Genomic DNA, 23,343 nt, shown 5'->3' on the forward strand with positions numbered 1-23,343 from the left:
TTAAAAGATTGATTTTTTATCTTCCCATCCATCCACCATCGACAGTAAGGATAGTGCCGTGTACATAATCTGCCGCTTTTGAGGCGAGGAATACTGCCGGTCCTTTAAAGTCTTCCGGAGTACCCCAGCGTCCTGCGGGGATACGGTCCAAAATGGATTTCGAACGTTCGGGATCATCTCGCAGTGCTTCCGTATTATCCGTTGCGATATAACCTGGCGCAAAACCATTTACATTCACGCCTTTGGAGGCCCATTCGTTGGCAAAAGCCTTGACCAATGATCCTATCGCACCTTTGGATGCAGCATACCCCGGAACATTGATACCGCCTTGAAAAGTCAATAACGATGCCGTGAATACAATTTTGCCAGTTCCACGTGAAATCATATCTTTTCCAATTTCTCTTGTCAGAATGAATTGTGCATTCTGATTGATTTCAATGATTTCATCCCAGTATTCATCGGGGTGTTCTGCGGCCGGTTTACGAAGGATATTTCCGGCATTGTTGAATAGGATGTCTATGGTTGGATGCTCCGATTTTACTTTTTCAATAAACTTATATAATTCCGTTCTTTTTGAAAAATCACATTGGTACGCATAAAAGTTGCGGCCTAATGCCTGGATAGATCTTTCCACTGCGGAGCCCGTGGCCTCCAACGATGCCGAAACACCGATGATATCCGCTCCCGCTTCCGCTAATGCTTCCGCTATAGCCTTACCTATTCCCCTTTTACAGCCGGTTACCAAAGCGACCTTTCCGGTCAGATCAAAAGATTGCAGTATAGACATTATTTTGCGTATTTTATCGTTAATGGTTGATTTAAGTTATTTCTGAATTCTTTGATGTAGGATTGCCATTGATCAAAACTGGTTATTTTACCCGCCTTATTAAATGCTGCTCCGGCAAAATAAACCAAAGGTTGGTTGTTTTTTACTGTAGTCGCCAGCAAAAACTGTTTTGGACTATCTTTGAATACATAGTTTACTTTCGGTAAGATCAGGGCTGTTCCGGTGATTTTATCTCCTTCAGCAGGCTCCCAATATGCCAAAACACCATTTTTTGGGTCGTTTAAGAGTTGCGGTTGGTCCTCTTTTCGTTTGGCAAGACCAACGACTATAGGGGTGCTGCTTGCACTTGTATTTTTGACTGCATAACTTATTTTGTTGAGCTGACTTCCAGCATCCAGAGAAATTGTTTTTTCGACTTGTAACTGTTGTCCTTTTACATTTTCCGGTTCATAAGTAAGTTTAAATGTAGTGCGTAAAGGACCATTGTCCAATACTTCATATTGACGATAATGTTTATGATAGACGACTTGCTGGTCAATAAATGGAGTTGCATCTCCTACTCCTAGGGTCTGACCTACCGAATAATAATCTAAACCTTTACCGTGATCGGCATGGTAATCTCCTGTTTTATACCATTCGTCAATAACAAGGTCGTTACTACGTTTAGCCCAAAAATCAAATCCCTGGGCATCCTCAGAGCTACCTTCCAAAGCTTTTCCATAAGCTCTGAATGCGGCAATGTCATTTTCCCAGGCAAAGTCATCCTTACGTTCAGGGACATAACGTGCATAAGCCTTTGGAGTAACGGCTTGTGGATTGTTTCCGGTTACGCCAAAAGTTAACGAGCTTTTAGGGGCAATAGATACCTGTATCAGTACATTTTGCGGTTTCGGCTGTCCCAATTTCTCCAATTGGTAAGCCAGTTCAGCGTTATCCTTGCTACTGACAATCGTAAAGACATTTTTCTTCAGTTCGAAATGTTTTTCGAACCTTGTATAAGGAATACTGATCAGCTCCGTTCTGGTTACCGCTGAGGGATTATTTATTGTGATCGTCTTATTGTTTTGGGCAAAGGCGATACTTGAAAGCCCGAGCGTCAAACTTAATATGAATGTTTTTTTCATTTGGTACTTTTGTTAAAGAATCTCCAATCTAATATCTCCAATCTCATATCTCCAAAATACTACTTAAGCTCAGTGATAGCACATTTGTCCATGTCATCGTAGTCCAGGTTTTCACCCGCCATACCCCAGATAAATGTATAATTGGAAGTTCCTGCCCCCGAGTGAATTGACCAAGGCGGAGAAATGACCGCTTGATCATTATGCATCCAGATATGACGTGTTTCATCTATTGGTCCCATAAAATGAGATACCGCCTGACCTTCCGGCAATTCAAAGTAAAAATAAACCTCCATACGACGATCATGTGTATGCGAAGGCATGGTGTTCCATACCGATCCTGGCTTTAGTTCCGTCATTCCCATTTGTAATTGACAGGTTTGTACAACCTTATTCAGCAGCATTTGGTTAATGGTACGATGGTTGGCTGTTTCCAGTGATCCTAATTCTATTTTATTGGCATCTTCCTTGGTCACCTTTTTAGTCGGATAACTATGGTGAGCCGGGGTTGAGTTTAAATAAAATTTTGCCGGATTGGCGGCGTCTTTGCTTGCAAAATAAACTTCTTGAGCCCCCTGTCCAATATAGAGTGCTTCTTTGGTATTTAGGTCGTAAGTAACACCATCCACTTCGACCTGGCCATTGCCGCCGACATTGATGATACCCAATTCTCTTCTCGAAAGGAAGTAAGGTTCTTTTAGTAGCTCCGGAATGGTATCTAGTTTGATTTTTGTATTTACTGGCATTGCACCGCCGGCCATATAACGGTCATAGTGCGTGTAGACAAAATTGATTTTGTCGGTTTCAAAAACTTTTTCAATGAGAAAATTATCTCTTAGCCCTTGTGTATCTAAGGTTTTGTATTCTTTAGGCCCGATAGCATAGCGGGATTCAAAATTGATGCTCATAACTGAATTATTTTCTTTGTTTGAATGTTAAATTTAGGGCTAATATTTGTCAATAACGAGATAATCTTACGCAATCGATGTCGTAATTGAATTTCGGTAGAATGTTAAATACATCGGTTTAATGAAAACCAGATACATTAGTTGGATTTTAAAGTTATATTAGTTATCAAAGTTATGTAGGATCTTCATTACTTTATTTTAAATCCGCCTATCATTCTAAGAACTGAACTTACTTTGTGGGCATATTGGGAAGCAAATCTCAAAGTAAATTTGAAATTTGCATAGTTATTAATCGACGTATTTATTTAAATTTTTGATTAAAACACTTAAAGAAACTACCTCGATGCCCTTGCTCATAGCCCAGCTTTCGGATGAAGGAATTACCACAAAAGTATGCTTGGGTTGAATATCTTTAATAGCTATATGATTGCCTTTGGACAAGGTTGGCGAATAGGAAGCTTTACATTCAATGGCAATAATTTGGCGATTGAGCTGTATCACAAAATCAATCTCGGCACCGCCTGCTGTTCGGTAAAAACAGATTTCCGCTTCGGGAAATGTACCTCGTAAATTGGCGAGTACAATCGTTTCCCAAATAGCACCAAAAGCCGGATGTCCTGAAAGCTCTTCAAAAGAACGAATACTCAGAAGTGCCGATACAATACCTGAATCAGAAATATATACTTTTGGTGCTTTTACCAAGCGCTTACCCATATTTGAAATATATGGTTCTACTACATCCACCATATAGGTACTTTTCAGCAAGTCAATATAATTTTTTACAGTTTGATTGCTTACTCCCAATGAATTGCCCAAAGTGGAATAATTGACGGTCTGTCCATTTACGTGTGCAAGCATCTGCCACAAACGCCTCATTGTGGCAGGAGTGAAATTGACCCATTGCAACAGGTCGCGCTCCAAAAAAGTAGCAATAAAACTATTAAGCCACTCAAAAGAAACGCGATCACTTATTGCTAGCATACTTCGAGGGAAACCTCCTCTTTCAAAATATTTTTCGATAGGAATATCCGGTAATTCAGACCATAAAAGAGGTGTTAATTGCTTGTAAATAATCCGTCCTGCAAGTGATTCAGAACTCTGCATTAATAAGTCCCGAGAAGCCGACCCTAAAACTACAAAGCAGCTTGGCTTATTCCATTCGTCGACCAAACTCCTGAGAAGGGGAAAAAGTTCTGGCTTTCGCTGAATTTCATCAATGCAAATTAGCTTGTCTTTCTGATTTGAAAGAAACCATTCCGCATCATTCAGCTTTTCTAGATCCGAAGGACGCTCCAAATCCAGATATAGGGTTTCGGATGGATAATCCGCCATTAAATGCTTTACCAATGTGGATTTGCCACATTGGCGAGGACCAATAATTGCTGTTACCGGAAAATGCCGTATCGCATCAAGTATATCCTGTCCGTTTATCCGAGGTAAAAACATTTTAGATCATTATTTCTATAAATAACAAAAATACAAAATTGATTGGAAACTATGCAAATCTCAAAGTAAATTTGAAATTTGCGTAGTTGATGGTTGGTATATTACCAATAGAATGGAAAATTATTGCGATCGTAATAGGATCACCCATGCTTTGTTATTAGCAATAAAGTTATTAACTTTAAAACAATACACCAATTATTAGCATGCTCAAAACCAATTTTGTTCAATCGCTATATACACGATCAAATACCCCTAGGCAATACGACGGCTATCTGGCATTTTTGCCCGAGGGCGAGCGACAGTTGTTTCCCGTAGCACTGGCAAGTCAGCGCATATTCCAGACAAGTGATTTCGTATGGATCGAATGTAAGGAAAATGGTATCGATACACCACGTTCCACGACCATTGAGATAGGGGATTATTCGCTTTGGCTTCATCTCCATTTCATTGGACAGGGAAAACTGAAGCTGACCGAATCATTGCTGATGTCTTCGGGGCAGGCCCATTGCTACCATTTAAATGAAGGGGAGCCAGAATTGCTCCTCGATGAAGGAAAATCATGGTTTCTGATCCTTGGGGTTGCGGGAAAACATCTAGACAGTTTAATGGTTGACTATCCGAAATTGAAGGAGTTAATGGCCGACGGTAATCAGCGTCCGCAATCTTATCTCGGATATACGCCGATTCAGAGTAAGCTCTATAATGTTTTGGAATCGCTGCGACGCTTTGAATTTCGTTCTTTTGGAACAGCCTTTCAACTCGCAAATTGGAACTTGCGCTTATTCCAGCAGCTATTTCAGGACCTAAAACCTAATCAGCAGCCTGCCGGAGATCATAGTGATTCCCTGCTCTATCAGAAAGCTGTCATGTATATCCGTCGGCATTACGACGACGAAGATATGTCTGTCGCAAAAATTGCGGAAGCAATGAACGTCAGCCCCCGTAAGCTGTCCCGTAGTTTTCAGGGAAAATCGTTCACGGTTGTTGGTATGATACTCGAATATAGATTGATGGATGCGAGGGAATACCTAATTCATTCGGATGATTCTCTGGCAGGGATAGCTTTCGCATTGAATTTTGCTTGTCCCAAACATTTTGCCCGGGCGTTTAAAAAGCGGTTTGGAATTGGTCCCAATGAGTTTAGAGCGCAACGTCGTAACAAGGAATCCTTTGTTAAGCGATCATATCCCCAGTCTTAGCGCGTCATCACATTTTTCATTACCTAGCCGACAGCCTTTAATCCATATTCATTTAGACGATGTTCAGTTCGTCGCTCTGCTGTCAACTTATGGTGACAAGTAGCGCTGTGCTTGTGTATTGCTTGAAAAATTTGGGTTCTGAAAGATCAGCGTCAACTGTAATACGCCAATCATTTGTATAAATGAGCTCGGCGGCGGCGTATTGTTAAGGACATTTGATGAAATGTTAAGGACGTTTAGTAAAATGTTAAGGACATTTGATGAAATGTTAAGGACGTTTAGTAAAATGTTAAGGACGTTTAGTAAAATGTTAAGGACGTTTGGTGAAATGCTAAGGACGTTTAGTAAAATGCTAAGGACGTTTGGTTAAATGATAAGGACATTTGATGAAATGTTAAGGACGTTTGGTAAAATGTCAAGGACATTTAGTGAAATGCTAAGGACGTTTGGTAAAACGCTAAGGACATTTGATGAAATGTTAAGGACGTTTGGTAAAATGCTAAGGACGTTTGGTAAAATGCTAAGGACGTTTGATGAAATGTCAAGGACGTTTTGTTCATCTCTCCTTAGCAACGGTAAGTGTTTGCTTACCCCTAAAATCTGTCTTTAAAAGGGTGTAGACCTTGATTTTTGCCTGATTTTAATTGCTAGGTGTCAAAATCGGCAACAAAAAGTCCTGTCCTGCCGGAAAGTTGGCCGATTTTGCCCCCTAGTTCGTCAGCCCGCTGTCGTAGATTTGAGCCATTAACAAAATTAGTTACATTTTTAATTATTTCAATTATGGCAAAGCCAACATTATCAAACCAAATCAAGACAGAAGCAACATTGCTTAAGTATGCTGAAAATGTTTTCAAAAAATCTACTGAAAACGCCAATCTATTTCCAGAAGCCACAGCACTTTTGGCAGAACTCGGTGTCGTACTCGAGCTTTTCCGGGACGGTATTACCGAAGCGAATTATCGCGACAAACGTCAGGTCGTGATCAAAAATCAATATGGATCCCGGCTAAAACAGGCCTTATACCATCTTTCTCTACACGTGGAACTTGTAGCAAATGGCGATGCCAATCTGATTTTGGCTGCGGGATTTATCCCATCGAAGACCAAGGTAAGCGGTAGCTACTATGGACTTTCTCCGAAGCCAAACGGACTGGTTGTACAGCTGGCTGTGCAAGGATTGCTGATCGCCGAAATGACGGTCAAATCGTGGAAAGGAGCCCGATTTTATCAATTTGAATACCGCGCGGTCGGTACCGTTCCTTGGACCACGGTCATTAGTCCAAAATCAAAGATAACGATTAAGGACTTGGAGCACCTCAAAGAGTACGAGTTTCGTGTAACCTACCTGGGGCCTGATCCGACACCGGTCTACAGTGACGTTGTTCGCTGTTATATCGTGTAACCTATAGGAGCGGTGATTTTCCGTAGCTAAGATCAAAGGCACGGAAAATTACCGCTCTTTTTTACGGAAAATATTTTTTTCTTTATTAGCTTTAAAAAACAATGACCAATTTAAGCATAACCATGGATCTTAAGAGCATCACAATCAATCATCCACTGCGGAGTATAAATTACCTGACAAAAGATATTGGTTTTCCAAGTAATCTGGAAGAACAGGCTTTATTGAATTACCGGAAAGCACACGACCAAGCTTGGTTTATGAAAATCCGCTTTGAACAGGAGCAGGGAAATGCCCTGCTGGAATCCATAGCGCTGTCAGATCTAGATGCCGAGATTACCGAATTAGTAGCTATGTTAGATTGGTACAGCGATACAGGTGCTTTGAACAAGGAATTGCCTTTGGTCGAGGTGGATATCAAATTACAGATCGAACTGCGCGACTGTTACCTCAAGATCGAGGCAGCACATCGCAATACCATAAAATTCTATGATCGTATTGCCTTGCGTGAACAAGAGTATAATGATATCGTAGATACGTATTATAGGTATGACAAACCACTCGATCCGTTAAAATTTAACGTGCTGGATGATGTATTTGAATTTTCTAGTGATATGAATGTTGATATAGAATCGCTAAGTATCGATCTGGAGGATTTTTTATCCGTATTATCAAGTGTATATGACCTACTGGAAAAATATTTTGTAGCGTACCATGAGCTACATAAGGGCTATGGAGAGACAGTTCATAAAATGGCAGCACTTACAAAATCGGCTCAGGTACTCCGGCCATTCTGGGAAGCTCATACCTGATTCTTTCCGTCCTGAGACCCGGGCACCGCTGCTCAGATAAGCGAGCTGGTCTCGCAGTAATTATCATATTTTTTACTTCTCGGTTTTAGATTTATTAACTTCGTATATGGTAAAGAAAAAACCGAATATTTTAGTTGTTAATGACGATGGTATTACAGCTCCGGGAATTAAGGTGCTGTTGGAGGAAATGCAAAAAATCGGAAATGTCGTTGTCGTGGCACCGGACTCCGCTCAATCGGGGATGGGACATGCGATCACGCTCGGTAGGCCGCTGCGATTAGATAAGATCAATCTTTATGAAGGGGTTGAAATGTATCAATGTTCGGGAACACCGGTAGATTGTGTCAAGCTTGCCGTAAATAAAGTTTTCAAAGGGCAAAGACCGGATATCTGTGTGTCCGGTATTAATCACGGGCTCAATAATTCAATTAATGTTTTATACTCTGGAACAATGTCTGCTGCGGTCGAAGGAGCTATCGAAGGAATTCCTTCTGTAGGTTTTTCGCTGGACAATTTTTCCCATGATGCGGACTTTAGTTACTGTAGACCTTATGTGATTTCCATAACGGAACAAGTTTTGGCCAACGGCCTACCTAAAAATACATTGCTCAATGTCAATTTTCCGCAAACACAAGGATTTAAAGGTATTAAAATTTGCAGACAGGCTGGAGGGCACTGGGTAGAGGAATTTGATGAACGTATTGATCCGCATAACCGTGACTATTATTGGACGACAGGAAAATTTGTCTTGCAAGACCGTGGAGAAGATACGGATAGTTTTGCATTAGCAAATGGCTATGTATCCGTTGTTCCTACACAATTTGACATGACCGCACATCATGCTATTCCGGAACTGAATTCATGGAGTTTTGATCATTTGGATGGTATGAACAAATACAGCAAGCGTGAAAAATAATCTTTGGATAGGCCTGGGCATAGGCCTTATATTTCCCTTACTCGCATTTTTGCTGGTGCGTTTCACCGATCTTGAACTTCATTTTCTGCCCGAGAAGCCAATGGCAACATATACCATTGCCGTATTGATCAATTTGATTTTTTTAAGGTTTGCTTATCGCTCAGGAAATGATCACATAGGGAAAGGAATTATCATCATGACATTTTTGGCCATGATATTATATTTAATTACACATAAAGTGACTGTATAAAACAAAAATGTAAATTCACTGTGGCTATACCACAGCGGATTGTTTAAAATGTTTTATCTGTCCATTTTTTAAAGAAGAATAAAATGAAATTAACATTGGGGTTTTCTCCCTGTCCGAACGATACATTTATTTTTGATGCCTTGATCCATCATAAAATAGATACCAAAGGGTTGGATTTTGACGTAGCTTATCAGGACGTTGAGACATTGAATTTAAAGGCTTTTCAGGGAGAACTGGATATCACCAAATTGAGCTATCATGCTTTTGCTTATGCCGTTGAAGATTACGAACTGTTGGATGCGGGCAGCGCCTTGGGCTTTGGCGTAGGGCCGATGCTGATCACTAAAGATGCTGCTTTGGCAGAAGTGCTCCAGGAGAAGCTAAAAAATGCTGACGGTCTAGGCGAATTTGATAAGTTAAAGGTGGGATATCCAGGGAAGTTTACGACTGCAAATTTTCTGTTGGGCTTGGCATTTCCGGAATTAACCAATAAAATAGAACTGGTTTTTTCTGATATAGAAGGCGCACTATTGGATGGTTCAATTGATTTGGGGCTTATTATTCATGAAAATCGGTTTACCTATGCAGAAAAAGGGCTGTATAAAGTCGTCGATTTGGGTGAATATTGGGAAAGTACGACAAAATTTCCGATTCCGCTGGGTGGTATTGTCGTAAAACGTTCGTTGCCGAAGGATGTGAAAGAAACGCTTAATGCAATTTTAAAAGAGAGTGTCGAGTTTGCTTTTGCAAATCCAAAGTCTGGATTGGAATTTATCCGTAGCCATGCGCAGGAGATGAGTGAGGAAGTGATGTATAAGCATATTGAACTTTATGTCAATAAATATTCAGTTGAATTGGGCATTGAAGGACGGAATGCAATTACTAAAATGTTTCAAAAGGCGCAGGAGATGGGCTTTATCCCGCATTCGGATAAAAAATTGTTTCTTTCATAACACCGTTTTACGATTTGGTGGCCGCAATAGCAGGAGGCTCGTGCAGCAGCGCTACCGGTTGGTAAAATAAGATGCGCATCCGATTGAAAAAAATAACGCAAAAAAAATAGTGGTAAGCTGTTAGATATCATATCTAATAACTAAATTTGCCCGATTAGTGTCAAATTGTCTGCAATTTTACTTTGGAGTCATTATTGTACAAAATCTTTAGTTGAGATAGAAAAAAAATTATGTTAAAGTTTTTAAGTAAATTATTTGGAAGTAAATCCGAAAGAGATATCAAGGGGATTCAGCCGGTTGTAGAGCAAATCAAAGCTGAATATGATAAACTTTCAAATCTAACCAATGACGAGTTACGTGCCAAGACCGCTGACTTCAAAGAAAGAATTAAAAATTACCTCGCAGATATTGACCAAGAAATAGATACGCTAAAAGCTGAAGCGGATCAAGATGAGGACGATATGGCTAAAAAGACTTCTATTTACGAACAAGTGGACAAATTGTCGAAAGATCGTGATAAGAAGTTGGAAGAGATATTGAAGGATATTTTGCCCGAGGCGTTTGCTGTGGTGAAGGAAACTTCAAGACGTTTGACAGAAAACGAAGAATTGGAAGTTACTGCCAGCGATTTTGACCGAGAACTTGCTGTCTACAAGCCAAACGTTATTATCAATGGTGATAAAGCGATCTGGAAAAACAAGTGGATGGCAGCAGGTACTGAGGTAACCTGGAATATGATACATTATGATGTACAGTTGATCGGTGGTATTGTACTGCATAGCGGAAAGATTGCTGAGATGGCGACCGGTGAGGGTAAGACATTGGTCGGAACCTTGCCAACTTATCTAAACGCACTTTCCGGACAAGGGGTACATATCGTGACCGTCAATGACTATCTTGCCCGTCGTGACTCCGAATGGAACGCACCTTTATTTGAATTCCATGGCCTATCCGTAGATTGTATTGATAAACACCAACCAAACTCGCCACAACGTCGTAAGGCTTACCAATCGGATATCGTATATGGTACGAACAACGAATTTGGTTTCGACTATTTACGCGATAATATGGTTCAGACGCCTGATGCATTGGTGCAAGGAAAATTGCATTTTGCCATGGTCGATGAGGTTGACTCCGTTTTAATTGACGATGCCCGTACGCCATTGATTATTTCAGGTCCGATCCCGCGTGGCGATCAACATGAATTCTATCAATTAAAACCACGTATTGAGCGTTTGGTACATGTTCAAAAAGCTTATATCAATACCGTATTAAATGATGCTAAAAAGGCATTGGCTGCAGGTGATTCTGATGTAGAAGGTGGTGGTCTAGCTTTATTGAGAGCGTACAGGGGTTTACCTAAAAATAAAGCCTTGATCAAATTCTTGAGTGAAGGTGCCAATCGTTCTATCTTGCAAAAAGTAGAAAACTACTATATGCAAGAGCAAAATAAAAATATGCCTAAAGTTGATGCAGAGCTTTATTTTGTCATTGATGAGAAGAACAATCAGGTCGAACTGACTGAAAAAGGTATTGAATTAATCACAGCGACAGGAGAGGATCCGTCATTCTTTATTCTACCTGATGTAGGTACTGAAATTGCGGAAATTGAAAAGTCTTCGTTGACCTTGGAAGAAAAAGCTGCTCAGAAAGAAGATCTATTGCGTGATTACTCGATTAAAGCAGATCGTATCCACTCCATTAATCAACTATTGAAAGCATATACCCTGTTTGAGAACGATGTGGAATATATCGTGGATGAGGGTAAAGTGAAAATTGTCGATGAGCAAACAGGCCGTATCATGGATGGTCGTCGCTACTCAGACGGTTTGCACCAAGCGATCGAAGCAAAAGAGAATGTGAAAGTCGAAGATGCGACACAAACTTACGCGACGATTACCTTGCAGAACTACTTCCGTATGTACCATAAACTTTCGGGTATGACAGGTACTGCTTCAACAGAAGCCGGAGAGCTTTGGGAAATTTATAAATTGGATGTAGTAGAAATTCCTACCAATCGTGTTGCCCAACGGGAAGACCGTCAGGATCTGATTTACCGTACTGCACGCGAAAAATACAACGCAGTAGCCGAAGAAATTCAACGGTTGACAGATCAGGGACGCCCTGTGCTAGTCGGTACAACATCGGTAGAAATTTCCGAGCTATTGAGCCGTATGCTTCAATTACGTAAGATCAGACATAATGTATTGAATGCAAAGCTTCACCAAAAAGAAGCCGATATCGTTGCTGAAGCCGGACGTCCCGGACAAGTGACTATCGCGACGAATATGGCGGGTCGTGGTACGGATATTAAATTGACTGAAGAAGTAAAAAATGCTGGTGGTCTTGCAATTATCGGTACTGAAAGACATGAATCCCGTCGTGTCGACCGTCAGCTACGTGGTCGTGCTGGTCGTCAGGGAGATCCGGGATCATCACAATTCTTCGTATCGTTAGAAGACAACTTAATGCGTTTGTTTGCTTCTGAAAGAATCTCCAATATCATGGTGAAAATGGGGGTCGAAGAGGGTGAAGTGATGCAACATAGCATGTTGACCAAATCTATCGAACGAGCACAACGTAAGGTTGAGGAGAACAACTTTGGAATTCGTAAGCGTCTATTGGAATACGATGACGTAATGAACTCACAACGTACTGTAATCTATACGAAGCGTAAAAATGCATTGTTTGGTGAACGTTTGGATGTGGATTTGAATAATATGATCTTTGACGTTGCTGAGGAGATTGTCGCTGAAGCGAAGGAGCAAGGAAATTACGAAGACTTTCAAATTGAGGTCATCCGTATTTTTGCCATCACACCAGAAATCACGGCAGAAGAATTTGCCCAAGGAAAGATCGAAGGGTTGACAGATCGTCTTTTTGATCAAGCAAGCAGAGCATATCATCATAAAATAGAAGCGATTGGTGCATTAACAGTTCCTGTATTGAATAATGTGTATGCTGAACGAGGACAGATTGTTGAAAACGTGGTAATTCCATTTACAGATGGTATCCGTGGTATTCAAGTTTCTGCGAATCTGAAGAAAGCGATTGATAGCAATGGTAAAGAGGTTTTCAAATCCTTTGAAAAAGGCATTGTATTGGCTTTGATCGACGAAGCATGGAAAGAGCATTTACGTGAAATGGATGATCTAAAACAATCTGTTCAAAATGCTGTTTATGAACAAAAGGATCCAATCATTATCTATAAAATGGAAGCCTTTAATTTGTTCAAGTCTATGTTGGCTTCTATGAACAAGGACGTCGTGAGCTTTATTTTCAAAGGTGAGATCCCAGGGCAGGAAACAACCTCATTACAGGCTAGACAAGTAACCCAAGCACCTGTAAAAACGGTTGAAACAAAAGCAGAGTTGGCTTCCCCAACAGGTGTCAGTGAAGAGGATATGAATGATGGTCCAAAAGAACCTGTTCGTAACGAGAATACAGTGGGACGCAATGACGAATGTCCTTGTGGTTCCGGTAAAAAATATAAAAATTGCCACGGCGCAAATAACTAATCGATAAGAAAGGTTAAACTATGCTGAAGAGAGGATTGATTTTCATACATGCATTTGTGCTATTTACGATCGTTCATGTAAAAGCACAGGAAAAGGGTGGAGTTATTGTAACCAAAGATTCTTTGATTACACAGCTTCAAAATTTTAGGGCAGCAATGGGAATCAATCCTGTCGAAAGCAAAACCACAACAGTCCCTTCGAAACCTGTTGTACGATCTGCTGCAACACGCGTCAAGGTGAGAGGTTTTCGCGTGCAGATCTTTGCCGGAGCCAGTCGAAACCAAGCTTTTTCGGAGCAAACTCGTTTTCGGGGAATGTATAAAGATGTTGATACCTATATCACTTATGATGAACCCAATTATCGGGTGAAGGTGGGCGACTTTAGAAGTCGTTCCGAAGCAAATGCGTTTATGCGTGAGCTGCGGCAATATTTTAGTAACGTTTTCGTATTTTCAGAAAGCGTTTTTGTTTATCAATAAATCAAACAACCTCATGGCAAGTACGAAAGAAAAAGTCCTGGCCTTAGCCCATCAATATTTTGAAGATACAGTTGCTAACCGCAGACATCTTCATCAAAATCCTGAACTTTCCTTTGAAGAATATAATACCTCGGCATTTGTAAAGGTACAGCTGGATCAATTAGGAATCCCTTACGAAGCAAAAGCAGACACAGGTATTGTGGCCTTAATTCAGGGTGAACTCCCTTCGGATGAAGTAATCGCCTTGCGTGCGGATATGGATGCATTGCCTATTCAAGAAGTTGAAGGCCGACCTTATGGATCCAATACTCCGGGGGTCATGCATGCTTGTGGCCATGATGTACACACGTCCTCGTTGTTGGGAACCGCAAAGATATTACATAGCCTGAAAGCTGAATTTGGTGGCACGGTGAAATTAATCTTTCAGCCCGGGGAAGAGCGTTTGCCCGGCGGAGCGTCCATTATGATCAAAGAAGGAGCACTACAAAATCCGGCACCTTCCGCTATCATAGGTCAACATGTAATGCCGTTTATCGAAACGGGCAAAGTCGGATTTCGTGAAGGTAAATACATGGCTTCCTGTGATGAGTTGTTTATGACCGTAAAAGGAAGAGGGGGGCATGGAGCACATCCGCATCAGAATATCGATCCGATTGTGATCACAGCGCATATTATTACCGCTTTACAGCAGATAGCAAGCCGTTTTGCGGATCCGCGTACACCGACTGTTCTGTCTTTTGGCAAAATCATCGCTAATGGTGCGACAAATATTATTCCTGATCAGGTTTATCTCGAGGGTACATTCCGCACATTCGATGAGCAATGGCGCACAGAAGCACATGAGGCGATGGTGAAAATGGCTGTCGGAATCGCCGAAAGTATGGGGGCTACCTGTGACTTTGAAGTGCGTAAAGGCTATCCATTTTTGATTAACGCCCCTGAACTTACCAAGAATGCACGTGCTTTTGCGGAGGAGTATCTCGGAAAGGAAAATGTCGTTGATTTGGACCTTTGGCCGGCTGCGGAAGATTTCTCGTACTACTCGCAGGAGATCAATGCTTGTTTCTACCGTTTAGGTACAGGAAATAAGGAGAAAGGAATAGCTTCTGCGGTGCATACGCCTACATTCGATGTCGATGAATCCGCATTGGAAATCAGTACGGGGTTGATGGCTTACATCACCTTGCGCAGATTAGGTTTTTAAATCTTTCGAAATGTCATCACATCATATCGTTCGAGAGAACCAGGAACCTGCTCTGCTGATTGAAGATCTTTTTCTGATCGAAGAAGAAGATTTGGGGCAACTGCTGGAATGGAGCCCATCTATTGTCATCGAAAATAATCTGGTTGATCAGCTGGATGCGAGAGGGTACAAGTTTGATGTTGTTTTTGCGCAGAATCATATAGAGCCGCTCCAGGAAAATTTAAAAGTCATCCCATATCGTGATAATTTTTTACAGTCCGCCATCGAATATCTTGTTGAACATCAGTATAAGGCGGTCAATATTATTACGGATCAAATAAGTCTTGCGCACTACCAGCGCTACCTGGATCTGATCAATGTGGTATTATTGGCCCGAGGAATGCGCTACTATTTTGTTACTACCGGTTTTACAAAATGGAAAGTGGGCGGGGAGCAGCTAAAAATAGACAGCCAAGGCGAAGAAATTGTGACAGAAGGACTTCGGAAAATAGATGAAAATCTTTATGAAACCGAGAAAGACGGCTTATTTAAGCTCGGATTTTCAGAATCAAAATATATTTTAATAGGAGAGACGATCGCATGATAACGATAGAATTGGCCGAACAGACAGACATCCGTAGTATTTCCAATATGGCCTATATCATATGGCCGGACGCTTATGGAGAAATACTTTCAAAAGAACAGATTGATTTTATGCTGGAGAAAAGCTATACCGTTGAAGGATTAGCTGAGGGAATGGTAAATGGGCAGTTTTTTTATATTTTGAAGGAAGATGGTATCGGTCAGGGTTTTATTGCACTGAAAACTTTTGCAGATAAACTCCGGATTGAAAAGCTGTATTTGATGCCCAATGTACAGGGGAAAGGTTTCGGGAAGGCGTTGATTGATTTTGCCGTGGACAAAGCAAAAAACAAAGGCAAGGATATTTTGGAACTCAATGTCAATAGAAATAACCCTGCTTATCATTTCTATTTAAAGCAGGGCTTTCAGGTTGTCGAAACTGTTGATATTCCCTATTATGACTTCGTATTGAATGACTATGTCATGCAACGGGCAATAGATCGTACAGCCGCTTCTTAATCTTTTAATTTTTCCACGCGTGAAGGCGTTTGTTTGCCTTCCACAATGCCCGAAGTGCCGATAGCGATTGCCTCGATGCTGGAAATAATATTTTGAACGTTTAACGTGGCGACTTCATCCTTTACCGTATGGTAATATTCATCCTTGTCCATTTGGGATGTAGAAAATGAATGTGCGGGCACACCCTTTGCCGCTAACACAGCATTATCACTGCGATAGAATAAATTTTGTTTTGTATACGGATCAGGATAAAATTTGAAGGTTGTATTCTTTAGGTTTTCCTGCATTAATTTACCTAAGTCGGATTGATCATATCCCGTTATATAGACCGTATTAGGACCAAATTTTGAATCTTTTCCGATCATTTCCATGTTGATCATTGCCACGACCTGATCCGCATTGATATGGTTGGAAAAATATTTTGAACCATACATGCCGAGTTCTTCGGCTGTAAATGCCACAAAAATAAGTGTCCTTTCATTGCTGTTTTTCTTTTTATAGTAGTCTGCGAGGGTCAACATCGCCGTTACTCCGGATGCATCGTCATCGGCTCCGTTGGCAATTGAATCTTGTCCTACGGCTGGCAATATACCAATATGGTCATAATGCCCGGAAAAGATGACGTACTCATCGGGTTTGCTCTTTCCGGGGATAACGCCGGCAATGTTAAAAAGCGGGAAGTGCTCAAGATCCCGTTCGATATGGACTTGAAATGTTTTTGGTGTTTCTGCGCTTAACAGATAGACTATCGAAGGTTTTTGTATGTTCGGATCTTCAATAAATTTAGGCTTGTTGAGCATTTGCCCAAAACGGACAAAAGAGGCTTCAAAAGAAGGGTCTACCAGTACAAGCGTGTTTTCTTTGGATAGGGAATGCTCCCGAAAGGCTTGGGAGAAATCTGCGCCGGATGCAATATAAACCACTTTTACAGGACTTTTTTCATCCCATTTGAGCGCGACGTGGTTACCCAATGATATGATATGCTCAGCGGGGACAGCCTTTTTATTGATCGTCGCGACGTTGCTTTTGGGCGAGAGCTTGTCCAGCTCGAATGTTTGTCTGAAAGACGTTTCGGCATAAGGCTTGAGGCCTATTTTTTGCATCTCCCCTGCGATAAAATCTGCCGCTGGCTCAATGTCCTTTGTCAGAGCCGATCGTCCACGCATATCATCCGATGCCAAGGTATTTAAGATACGGCCCACATCGAGACGCTGTTGTTCAGAAATTACTTGCTGTCCAAAAGCAATGGAAGATAAGGCAACTAATGCGAATGTTAGAAATATTTTGGGTACTGAATTCATAACGTTAGTAATGTTCGGATGAAGATACTGATTTCGCCCGTAATTTTTGTGGAAATTCGTGCTATCCGCCAACTAAGGCTTATTATCTTTACCCTTAGGACGATAAAAGTTGAAATGCAGTTGTCAGTCTTTTAGTAAAAAGATGCATTCAATAGCGCTTTCGTGGTTCTCTTGAATGAGCAACAGACACGAATGTTCCTGATGGCCTTTGAAGACAGACAATTCAGAAAAAAATGTAGTATATTTGATTATAAATTTTTTGACAATGAAAGAAGTATCTGTACAGGAATTAAAGAATAAGATCGATAACAATGAAGATTTTCAATTGATTGATGTGCGTGAGTCATTTGAATATGAGGTTTCAAATTTGAACGGTTTGAATATTCCACTATCAGGGATCCTGATCGAGGCAGATAAAATCGCCAAAGACAAACCTGTTATCGTTCAATGTCGTTCTGGAAAACGTTCAGCGCAGGCAATTATGTTATTGGAACAACAAGGTTTTGATAATCTTGCAAATTTAAAAGGCGGCATTTTGGCCTGGAAAGAGGAAATCGATCCAGAGTTAGACGTTTATTAATATGAAAAATTTGGAGCATCAGACTAAACAGGCTTTCTTGTTTAGTCTTGCTTTTTATATCGTAGCCCTATTCGCCCGGCTATTTAGCTTAGGTATTTTCCCCATATTAGGCAGCCTTTCTATTCTATTATCCCTTTTGTGGGTGATATTGGTCTTACGTGAAATTATGCTTTCCAGGACAATTCCCAATAGTGAGCGGATGTTGATGGCACTGGCTATCGTACTGCTCAATATTATCGGTGGAGCTTTCTATTTCTTTGGTGGATGGAGACAACGGGTATTGGGATTAACAAAAAAATAATATGACAAAATATTTTATACTGAATATTGTATTGAACTTGGCCATTGTATTTTTGGCGTATTGTGGATTTGAAGGATATAAAGCCGGAAATATGCTGGTGACGGGATTGTCTATTGCATTTTTGGTGGTACTTATTTACCTTAAGGTTGTCTTAAGCAAACGCATAAAAGTTGTGATTCAGGAGAAAGATCGCGAGAAAAAGCAGCAATATGCCGCTAAGCAGACTAAAGGGAAAAGTAAATAGGAGCGAGTTTCTTACTTATAACACATAAAAAAGAGCAGAAAACGATCGTTATCTGCTCTTTTTTATTTATTAGTCTCTACTATTATTTTACAAACGGTGGTTTTGTTACTTTAGCTTTTACTTTTTGATTACGGATATGGATAAAAATATCTGCACCATCTTTTGCGAAGGCTGTATCTACGTAACCCAGACCAACCGATTTTTTCAACGTCGGAGATTGCGTTCCGGAAGTAACACGGCCAATCACATTGCCATCAGCATCTACGATCTCATAATCGTGACGCGGGATACCTCTGTCGATCATTTCAAAGCCAACCAGTTTCTTTTTAAGTCCGGCTTCTTTTTCGGCTTTAAGTGCAGCGGAGTTGACAAAGTCTTTCGTGAACTTCGTTACCCAACCTAACCCAGCCTCTAAAGGCGAAGTATTGTCGTCGATGTCATTTCCATAAAGGCAGAAACCCATTTCTAACCGTAAAGTATCGCGCGCACCCAATCCGATCGGTTTGATTCCGTAAGCTTTTCCGGCTTCAAAAATAGCGTCCCAAACTTTTTGTGCATCTTCATTGGCCACGTAAATCTCGAAACCACCGGCACCGGTATATCCTGTAGCGGATACCAATACGTTATCTACCCCCGCAAAAGTACCTTTGGCAAAAGTATAGTATTCCATTGGCGCAAGCTCGATATCTGTCAGCGATTGTAAGGCATCCGCTGCTTTAGGGCCCTGAACGGCAAATAAAGAAGTCTGGTCAGAAATATTTTTCATTTCCACACCATCGGTATTGTATTTGGAAATCCAGTTCCAGTCTTTCTCAATATTGGACGCATTGACAACCAAAAAATAGGTATTATCGTCGATTCGGTATGTTAGAAAATCGTCTACTACACCGCCAGTTTCGTTTGGAATATAAGCATATTGGACTTTACCGTCATATAATTTCGACACGTCGTTTGATGAGATTTTTTGAAGAAGGTCTAGGGCCTTTTCACCTTTGAGGATGAATTCACCCATGTGGCTTACATCAAAAACTCCCACACCTGTACGAACTGTTTCGTGCTCATCATTGATACCGGTATATTGTACTGGCATGTTGAAGCCTGCGAAGGGAACCATCTTTGCTCCTAAAGCAATGTGCGTCTCCGAAAGGGCAGTATTTTTTAACATAAAAATTAAGTTTTAATCAGTTGCAAATTTAATAAAATATACGTGATTCCTAGCTTTGAATCTATTTTAGAACAAACGATTTAATTCGTTACATTCAACGAATAAACAGTCAGTTCAGCGTCTTCTGTATCCGTATCTTCGCATAGCAGGAAAATTAAACCCTTATCAGTTTTCTCCTTGAAGGTAATGCCCTCAAATTTATGATTTCCGGGGATCTGGAATACTTCCGGCCCGGAAGACAGATCAGCTGATATTTTTCCAAGTAATGACCCAGCGATCTCGCCGTCAAGATAGGTCGATTTCGCATCCTCCGCGGTCGCGATGAAATAAATGTCTTCACCGACCAGTGCGGCATCCGAAAAACCGGTACTGATTCCCTTTATCGTCGGTAATTCGACTGGAATACACCGCGATTTATCTTCAGCTTTACCGTTGTATTCTAAAATTGCATTGATTCCTTGTGGGCCATTGCCCCGATTAAACAACAATATCCGGTCATCAATATGAACCACCCCCTCTATGTTAAAGTCATCTTTACTGATCTTAAATTTCTGCATTAAATGCGCGTAGATTTTGCTGTAGTCTTCCTTTACAACCTCGTTTCCATCCCAAATAAAACGATTGTTTCTTTTTTCAGTGGACCCCGATCCATAGAGGTAGTAACGGTTGCCATCGAAAGTAATGGATTCAAGATCCATTTTATTCGCTTTGCTGATATTTTCCATGGGCTCAGCTTCCAATAAGGCTGTTTTGGATAAGCGTTGCTGAGCGAGGTTGTAGCTATACAGGTAATTGCTGTTGTCCGAGACAATATGAAGCTCATCATTATGGTAGACAATACCAGATGCCGCCGTGATACCAGATATGCTAATAAATGCTTCGAGAATTAATTTTAACATCATTCGTGTATGTTTAAGATTCCAAGTACTTTCTGGAAATCGGATTGGACCGGAGCGGTTACATGGATGGTCTCGCCCGACAAAGGGTGTTTGAAGGTCACTTCCGAGGCATGCAATAGCATGGTATCCATCTGGTAGTTCTCTTTCCAGAATTTGTTTTGCTTATTGCAGCCATGCGGACGATCGCCGATAATGGGGTAAAAGATATGGGCAAAGTGACGCCGTAATTGATGCATACGACCTGTAAGTGGATTGGCTTCAACAAGACTGTACCTTGACGTTGGAAATTTCCCGAAAGGGATATCGAGTTCACTCTTGGCCAATAGTCTGAATGATGTCTGTGCATCTTGTAATGTGCCATTTTCCTTTTTCAAAGGATAGTCGATAACCCCTTCCTCAGGCGCAAATCCTCGGAGCACGGCAAGGTATTTTTTATCAATTTGATGTTCCTGAAAGCTTTTTTGCAGGTATTGATCCGTTTCTTTGTTCAGCGAAAACAAAAGAACCCCGCCAGTTTTACGGTCCAGGCGATGAGCAGGGTATACGGTTTTGCCCAGCTGGTCACGTAGTAGTTGAAGGGCAAATTCGGACGTGTCACGCGCAATGGATGAACGATGTACCAAAAGACCATGCGGCTTATTGATCGCCACAATGGATTCATCTTCGTAAAGAATTTCTAAGGACATATTAGATTTTTTTCAATGCAGCAATAATTTCATCTGCTTTTTCATCAATCTTGGGGCTCAGCCAGATCTGTTTAAACGCGCCACCACCGATAATCTGTTCTGTGCCTTGCCATTTGATCTTGGTAAGGGAAAAAAGATAATAATTGTCTATAACAACGGAATTCTGGACAAAATTGTCCACTAATTTGTTGCCGAAAAGTTGCATTCCCAATCCGAAAAAAGCTTGGTCTTTTGCATGAAGCTGACTTTTTAGTAATTGCTCAGCCTTTGCACGGACAATTTTTTCATGTTCCTCTTTGCTCGGGTTTGTCAGTATAGCCGCCAGCATGATGACAATCAGAAGCAGGGCAAATATTCTTTTTTTGCTCATTTTTTAATGCTTAAATTAGTGTTGAGAGACCGTGTCACAACTGGATCTACCGCTATCAAAATTATTAAATAGATATTAGATATGCACAATTGTTTTATATCAAAGTTGTGCTGCAAAAGAAAGGTGGGATAAAAAGGGCTGGATCTTAGAAAGAAATCCCATTGAACAGTGAAAATGCCCAGGAGAAGAAAGTCCAGATCAGGTAACAAGTAGCAGCTATTAAGATAAATAGGATCAATACGATTATTAAGATAATACCGATTCCCGAACCTTTGTGCCGACCCTCGTAATAGTGCTCACGCAGCAGTTTGATGTTCTTTTCATTGGCTTTACTGTAAAAGTCGAAAATATTACCAAGGAAAGGGATGCTCCCTAATATTGCGTCGAGGCTGATATTAAGTAGCATACGGATAACTAATTTGGGGCTAGCCCCATTTCGCCACATGGCGATGACCAGGACTAACGAGGTGCCGAAACCGGCAATAGCTCCGCCCAAAGGAATCAGGTTCAAAATAGGGTCTAGTCCGAAACGAAAGTTACCAATCTTGAATTGATTATCCATTAGCCAGGATATTCGGTCTATCCAACCGAAATCCTGGTCAATTTGTTTCTTTTTATCTTCTGGAGATAATTCCCGCTGCATGATTATAATAACTCGAATGAGGCGCTGATTTCGCTCGTTACTTTCATTGGTCTGATATTGAGATCAAGACCACCATCACTGGCAACATCGGCTGCTTCGGCCATGGCACCTTTATACATTGCATTACGCATCATAGGCTGGACGCCAAAGATAATCTGTTGCGGTGTTTCCGAAAGTACGATCGCTTTACCGATTTTTTGTCCAGCTGCTTCGGCAAGAATCTGCGCATTCGCCTTCGCATCCAATACAGCTTTCGTTTTTAAGGTCTTTTCAAGTTCTTTTTTCTTCGAGTAATCGTATTCACTGATGTAAGTGTTCTGAATGCCTGCTCTGTCAACACCATCCAACAATTGGTCTAAATTGTTTAGGTTAGTGACCTTAATGCGGTATTGTCTGGAAAGCAGAATATCGGTATCCTTTTTCTTTTTTTCAGGTGTATTGTAACTCCAGATATTCTGGATCGTAAAATCTTCTTTTTTAACACCGGCTTTTGTTGCAGAGTCGAAGAGATCTTTTTCTAACTTGTCTATGGCAACCTTTTTCTTGGTGTTTCCATTGTCATAAAATTCCTTCAGTGTAACATCTATATAGATGATGTCCGGGGTTACTTCTTCTTCTGCGCGACCCACTGTGGATACAAATTCTTTATTTACCATTTGTTGAGCGTTTAGTTTTGTCATCAAACCTAAAAAAGCCAGTCCTAATAATATTTTTTTCATGTTTTACTATCTTAAAGTTTTATAATAATACGATTGCTATTGTCGCATTGCTACAAGATTGGAGCCAAAGTAGACAAAAAAGTTTAACGGATAAAAAAAATAAAAACGTTAAGATTTTTGATTTTATTTCTATACCTTTAGGGAAATTAATAAAATAGTGCCATGCAAGAAGGTAAAGTAAAATTCTTTAATGAGACCAAAGGTTTCGGTTTCATCATCCCTAATTCAGGCGAGAGCGAGATTTTTGTTCACGTTTCTGGATTAATTGACAAAGTTCGTGAGAATGACAATGTATCTTACGAAGTTGAACAAGGCCGTAAAGGTCTTAATGCGGTAAATGTAAGAGTTATCTAATTAGATTCAA

The 23,343-nt window shown here is 40.8% G+C and carries 26 protein-coding genes; 15 read left to right on the forward strand and 11 right to left on the reverse strand.

The window, feature by feature from the left end:
* Window positions 1-16 precede the first annotated feature (16 nt).
* From G6053_RS00090 to G6053_RS00105, 4 genes are all read right to left on the reverse strand, one after another.
* Window positions 17-781, reverse strand: coding sequence for an SDR family oxidoreductase (locus tag G6053_RS00090; protein ID WP_206531958.1), 765 nt, complete (start codon window positions 779-781; stop codon window positions 17-19).
* Window positions 782-786: 5 nt separating this feature from the next.
* The gene (locus G6053_RS00095) at window positions 787-1,911 is read right to left on the reverse strand and encodes a DUF4861 family protein (RefSeq protein WP_108635401.1); all 1,125 of its coding nucleotides are present in this window, start codon (window positions 1,909-1,911) and stop codon (window positions 787-789) included.
* 59 nt (window positions 1,912-1,970) lie between these two features.
* Entirely contained in the window at window positions 1,971-2,816 is an 846-nt protein-coding gene (kduI, locus tag G6053_RS00100; protein WP_165305128.1) for a 5-dehydro-4-deoxy-D-glucuronate isomerase, read from the reverse strand.
* A 288-nt stretch (window positions 2,817-3,104) separates the two neighbouring features.
* A complete protein-coding gene (locus G6053_RS00105) occupies window positions 3,105-4,262 on the reverse strand; it encodes an ATP-binding protein (protein ID WP_108635399.1) in 1,158 nt (385 codons plus the stop codon).
* Window positions 4,263-4,465: 203 nt separating this feature from the next.
* Here G6053_RS00105 and G6053_RS00110 point away from each other — a divergent pair, with 203 nt between their 5' ends.
* From G6053_RS00110 to G6053_RS00160, 11 genes are all read left to right on the forward strand, one after another.
* Window positions 4,466-5,461, forward strand: coding sequence for an AraC family transcriptional regulator (locus G6053_RS00110; RefSeq protein WP_165305129.1), 996 nt, complete (start codon window positions 4,466-4,468; stop codon window positions 5,459-5,461).
* Window positions 5,462-6,241: 780 nt separating this feature from the next.
* Window positions 6,242-6,862: a hypothetical protein gene (locus G6053_RS00115; protein WP_108635396.1), complete on the forward strand. Its 621-nt coding sequence runs from the start codon at window positions 6,242-6,244 to the stop codon at window positions 6,860-6,862.
* A 101-nt stretch (window positions 6,863-6,963) separates the two neighbouring features.
* Window positions 6,964-7,671 (forward strand): hypothetical protein, encoded by a 708-nt coding sequence (locus tag G6053_RS00120; protein WP_165305130.1) that lies wholly within the window; start codon window positions 6,964-6,966, stop codon window positions 7,669-7,671.
* Between the two features lie 106 nt (window positions 7,672-7,777).
* The gene (gene surE, locus G6053_RS00125) at window positions 7,778-8,587 is read left to right on the forward strand and encodes a 5'/3'-nucleotidase SurE (protein WP_165305131.1); all 810 of its coding nucleotides are present in this window, start codon (window positions 7,778-7,780) and stop codon (window positions 8,585-8,587) included.
* Entirely contained in the window at window positions 8,577-8,837 is a 261-nt protein-coding gene (locus G6053_RS00130) for a hypothetical protein (protein WP_165305132.1), read from the forward strand. Before surE ends, G6053_RS00130 begins: the two co-directional genes overlap by 11 nt.
* 83 nt (window positions 8,838-8,920) lie before the next feature.
* Entirely contained in the window at window positions 8,921-9,790 is an 870-nt protein-coding gene (locus G6053_RS00135; RefSeq protein WP_165305133.1) for a 1,4-dihydroxy-6-naphthoate synthase, read from the forward strand.
* Window positions 9,791-10,020: 230 nt separating this feature from the next.
* Window positions 10,021-13,308, forward strand: coding sequence for a preprotein translocase subunit SecA (secA, locus tag G6053_RS00140; protein WP_165305134.1), 3,288 nt, complete (start codon window positions 10,021-10,023; stop codon window positions 13,306-13,308).
* Between the two features lie 20 nt (window positions 13,309-13,328).
* Entirely contained in the window at window positions 13,329-13,787 is a 459-nt protein-coding gene (locus G6053_RS00145; protein WP_108635390.1) for an SPOR domain-containing protein, read from the forward strand.
* Window positions 13,788-13,800: 13 nt separating this feature from the next.
* Window positions 13,801-14,991 carry a M20 family metallopeptidase gene (locus G6053_RS00150; RefSeq protein WP_165305135.1) on the forward strand — a complete coding sequence of 397 codons (1,191 nt, stop codon included), beginning with the start codon at window positions 13,801-13,803 and terminating at the stop codon, window positions 14,989-14,991.
* Window positions 14,992-15,001: 10 nt separating this feature from the next.
* The gene (locus G6053_RS00155; protein ID WP_165305136.1) at window positions 15,002-15,574 is read left to right on the forward strand and encodes a thiamine diphosphokinase; all 573 of its coding nucleotides are present in this window, start codon (window positions 15,002-15,004) and stop codon (window positions 15,572-15,574) included.
* Window positions 15,571-16,071: a GNAT family N-acetyltransferase gene (locus G6053_RS00160; RefSeq protein WP_165305137.1), complete on the forward strand. Its 501-nt coding sequence runs from the start codon at window positions 15,571-15,573 to the stop codon at window positions 16,069-16,071. Before G6053_RS00155 ends, G6053_RS00160 begins: the two co-directional genes overlap by 4 nt.
* Here the strand turns inward: G6053_RS00160 and G6053_RS00165 are convergent.
* A complete protein-coding gene (locus tag G6053_RS00165; protein ID WP_108635387.1) occupies window positions 16,068-17,372 on the reverse strand; it encodes a M20/M25/M40 family metallo-hydrolase in 1,305 nt (434 codons plus the stop codon). The two genes, G6053_RS00160 and G6053_RS00165, sit on opposite strands and share 4 nt — an antisense overlap.
* 265 nt (window positions 17,373-17,637) lie before the next feature.
* On the opposite strand from G6053_RS00165, the gene G6053_RS00170 reads away from it, so the two are divergent.
* From G6053_RS00170 to G6053_RS00180, 3 genes are read left to right on the forward strand one after another with little or no spacing between them, the layout of a single operon-like run.
* A complete protein-coding gene (locus G6053_RS00170) occupies window positions 17,638-17,952 on the forward strand; it encodes a rhodanese-like domain-containing protein (protein ID WP_070562591.1) in 315 nt (104 codons plus the stop codon).
* 1 nt (window position 17,953) lies between these two features.
* Entirely contained in the window at window positions 17,954-18,253 is a 300-nt protein-coding gene (locus tag G6053_RS00175; RefSeq protein ID WP_108635386.1) for a hypothetical protein, read from the forward strand.
* 1 nt (window position 18,254) lies between these two features.
* Window positions 18,255-18,497 (forward strand): DUF6358 family protein, encoded by a 243-nt coding sequence (locus G6053_RS00180; RefSeq protein ID WP_108635385.1) that lies wholly within the window; start codon window positions 18,255-18,257, stop codon window positions 18,495-18,497.
* 82 nt (window positions 18,498-18,579) lie between these two features.
* Here the strand turns inward: G6053_RS00180 and gcvT are convergent, their stop codons facing one another.
* The 6 genes from gcvT to G6053_RS00210 form a co-directional block, all read right to left on the reverse strand.
* The gene (gene gcvT / locus G6053_RS00185; RefSeq protein WP_108635384.1) at window positions 18,580-19,662 is read right to left on the reverse strand and encodes a glycine cleavage system aminomethyltransferase GcvT; all 1,083 of its coding nucleotides are present in this window, start codon (window positions 19,660-19,662) and stop codon (window positions 18,580-18,582) included.
* Between the two features lie 80 nt (window positions 19,663-19,742).
* Window positions 19,743-20,564, reverse strand: coding sequence for a hypothetical protein (locus tag G6053_RS00190; RefSeq protein WP_165305138.1), 822 nt, complete (start codon window positions 20,562-20,564; stop codon window positions 19,743-19,745).
* Window positions 20,561-21,247: a pseudouridine synthase gene (locus tag G6053_RS00195; RefSeq protein ID WP_108635382.1), complete on the reverse strand. Its 687-nt coding sequence runs from the start codon at window positions 21,245-21,247 to the stop codon at window positions 20,561-20,563. The genes G6053_RS00190 and G6053_RS00195 overlap by 4 nt, the downstream gene beginning before the upstream one ends.
* Before the next feature lies 1 nt (window position 21,248).
* A complete protein-coding gene (locus tag G6053_RS00200; RefSeq protein WP_165305139.1) occupies window positions 21,249-21,617 on the reverse strand; it encodes a DUF4359 domain-containing protein in 369 nt (122 codons plus the stop codon).
* 145 nt (window positions 21,618-21,762) lie between these two features.
* Complete coding sequence (locus G6053_RS00205) at window positions 21,763-22,260, reverse strand: DUF4112 domain-containing protein (protein WP_165305140.1); 498 nt, start codon at window positions 22,258-22,260, stop codon at window positions 21,763-21,765.
* A 2-nt stretch (window positions 22,261-22,262) separates the two neighbouring features.
* The gene (locus G6053_RS00210; protein WP_165305141.1) at window positions 22,263-22,979 is read right to left on the reverse strand and encodes an SIMPL domain-containing protein; all 717 of its coding nucleotides are present in this window, start codon (window positions 22,977-22,979) and stop codon (window positions 22,263-22,265) included.
* Window positions 22,980-23,141: 162 nt separating this feature from the next.
* Between G6053_RS00210 and G6053_RS00215 the strand changes: the two genes are divergently transcribed.
* Window positions 23,142-23,333 (forward strand): cold-shock protein, encoded by a 192-nt coding sequence (locus G6053_RS00215; RefSeq protein ID WP_104384719.1) that lies wholly within the window; start codon window positions 23,142-23,144, stop codon window positions 23,331-23,333.
* Window positions 23,334-23,343: the final 10 nt, after the last annotated feature.

Origin of the sequence: Sphingobacterium sp. DR205 (assembly GCF_011064245.1) — a bacterium.
GTDB lineage: Bacteria > Bacteroidota > Bacteroidia > Sphingobacteriales > Sphingobacteriaceae > Sphingobacterium > Sphingobacterium athyrii.

Coding starts and splice junctions, on each gene's coding strand:
- G6053_RS00095 (WP_108635401.1), bottom strand. CDS start 1,911: ATGAAAAAAACATTCATATTAAGTTTGACGCTCGGGCTTTCAAGTATC.
- kduI (WP_165305128.1), bottom strand. CDS start 2,816: ATGAGCATCAATTTTGAATCCCGCTATGCTATCGGGCCTAAAGAATAC.
- G6053_RS00105 (WP_108635399.1), bottom strand. CDS start 4,262: ATGTTTTTACCTCGGATAAACGGACAGGATATACTTGATGCGATACGG.
- G6053_RS00110 (WP_165305129.1), top strand. CDS start 4,466: ATGCTCAAAACCAATTTTGTTCAATCGCTATATACACGATCAAATACC.
- G6053_RS00115 (WP_108635396.1), top strand. CDS start 6,242: ATGGCAAAGCCAACATTATCAAACCAAATCAAGACAGAAGCAACATTG.
- G6053_RS00120 (WP_165305130.1), top strand. CDS start 6,964: ATGACCAATTTAAGCATAACCATGGATCTTAAGAGCATCACAATCAAT.
- surE (WP_165305131.1), top strand. CDS start 7,778: ATGGTAAAGAAAAAACCGAATATTTTAGTTGTTAATGACGATGGTATT.
- G6053_RS00135 (WP_165305133.1), top strand. CDS start 8,921: ATGAAATTAACATTGGGGTTTTCTCCCTGTCCGAACGATACATTTATT.
- secA (WP_165305134.1), top strand. CDS start 10,021: ATGTTAAAGTTTTTAAGTAAATTATTTGGAAGTAAATCCGAAAGAGAT.
- G6053_RS00145 (WP_108635390.1), top strand. CDS start 13,329: ATGCTGAAGAGAGGATTGATTTTCATACATGCATTTGTGCTATTTACG.
- G6053_RS00150 (WP_165305135.1), top strand. CDS start 13,801: ATGGCAAGTACGAAAGAAAAAGTCCTGGCCTTAGCCCATCAATATTTT.
- G6053_RS00155 (WP_165305136.1), top strand. CDS start 15,002: ATGTCATCACATCATATCGTTCGAGAGAACCAGGAACCTGCTCTGCTG.
- G6053_RS00160 (WP_165305137.1), top strand. CDS start 15,571: ATGATAACGATAGAATTGGCCGAACAGACAGACATCCGTAGTATTTCC.
- G6053_RS00165 (WP_108635387.1), bottom strand. CDS start 17,372: ATGAATTCAGTACCCAAAATATTTCTAACATTCGCATTAGTTGCCTTA.
- G6053_RS00170 (WP_070562591.1), top strand. CDS start 17,638: ATGAAAGAAGTATCTGTACAGGAATTAAAGAATAAGATCGATAACAAT.
- G6053_RS00175 (WP_108635386.1), top strand. CDS start 17,954: ATGAAAAATTTGGAGCATCAGACTAAACAGGCTTTCTTGTTTAGTCTT.
- G6053_RS00180 (WP_108635385.1), top strand. CDS start 18,255: ATGACAAAATATTTTATACTGAATATTGTATTGAACTTGGCCATTGTA.
- gcvT (WP_108635384.1), bottom strand. CDS start 19,662: ATGTTAAAAAATACTGCCCTTTCGGAGACGCACATTGCTTTAGGAGCA.
- G6053_RS00190 (WP_165305138.1), bottom strand. CDS start 20,564: ATGATGTTAAAATTAATTCTCGAAGCATTTATTAGCATATCTGGTATC.
- G6053_RS00195 (WP_108635382.1), bottom strand. CDS start 21,247: ATGTCCTTAGAAATTCTTTACGAAGATGAATCCATTGTGGCGATCAAT.
- G6053_RS00200 (WP_165305139.1), bottom strand. CDS start 21,617: ATGAGCAAAAAAAGAATATTTGCCCTGCTTCTGATTGTCATCATGCTG.
- G6053_RS00205 (WP_165305140.1), bottom strand. CDS start 22,260: ATGCAGCGGGAATTATCTCCAGAAGATAAAAAGAAACAAATTGACCAG.
- G6053_RS00210 (WP_165305141.1), bottom strand. CDS start 22,979: ATGAAAAAAATATTATTAGGACTGGCTTTTTTAGGTTTGATGACAAAA.
- G6053_RS00215 (WP_104384719.1), top strand. CDS start 23,142: ATGCAAGAAGGTAAAGTAAAATTCTTTAATGAGACCAAAGGTTTCGGT.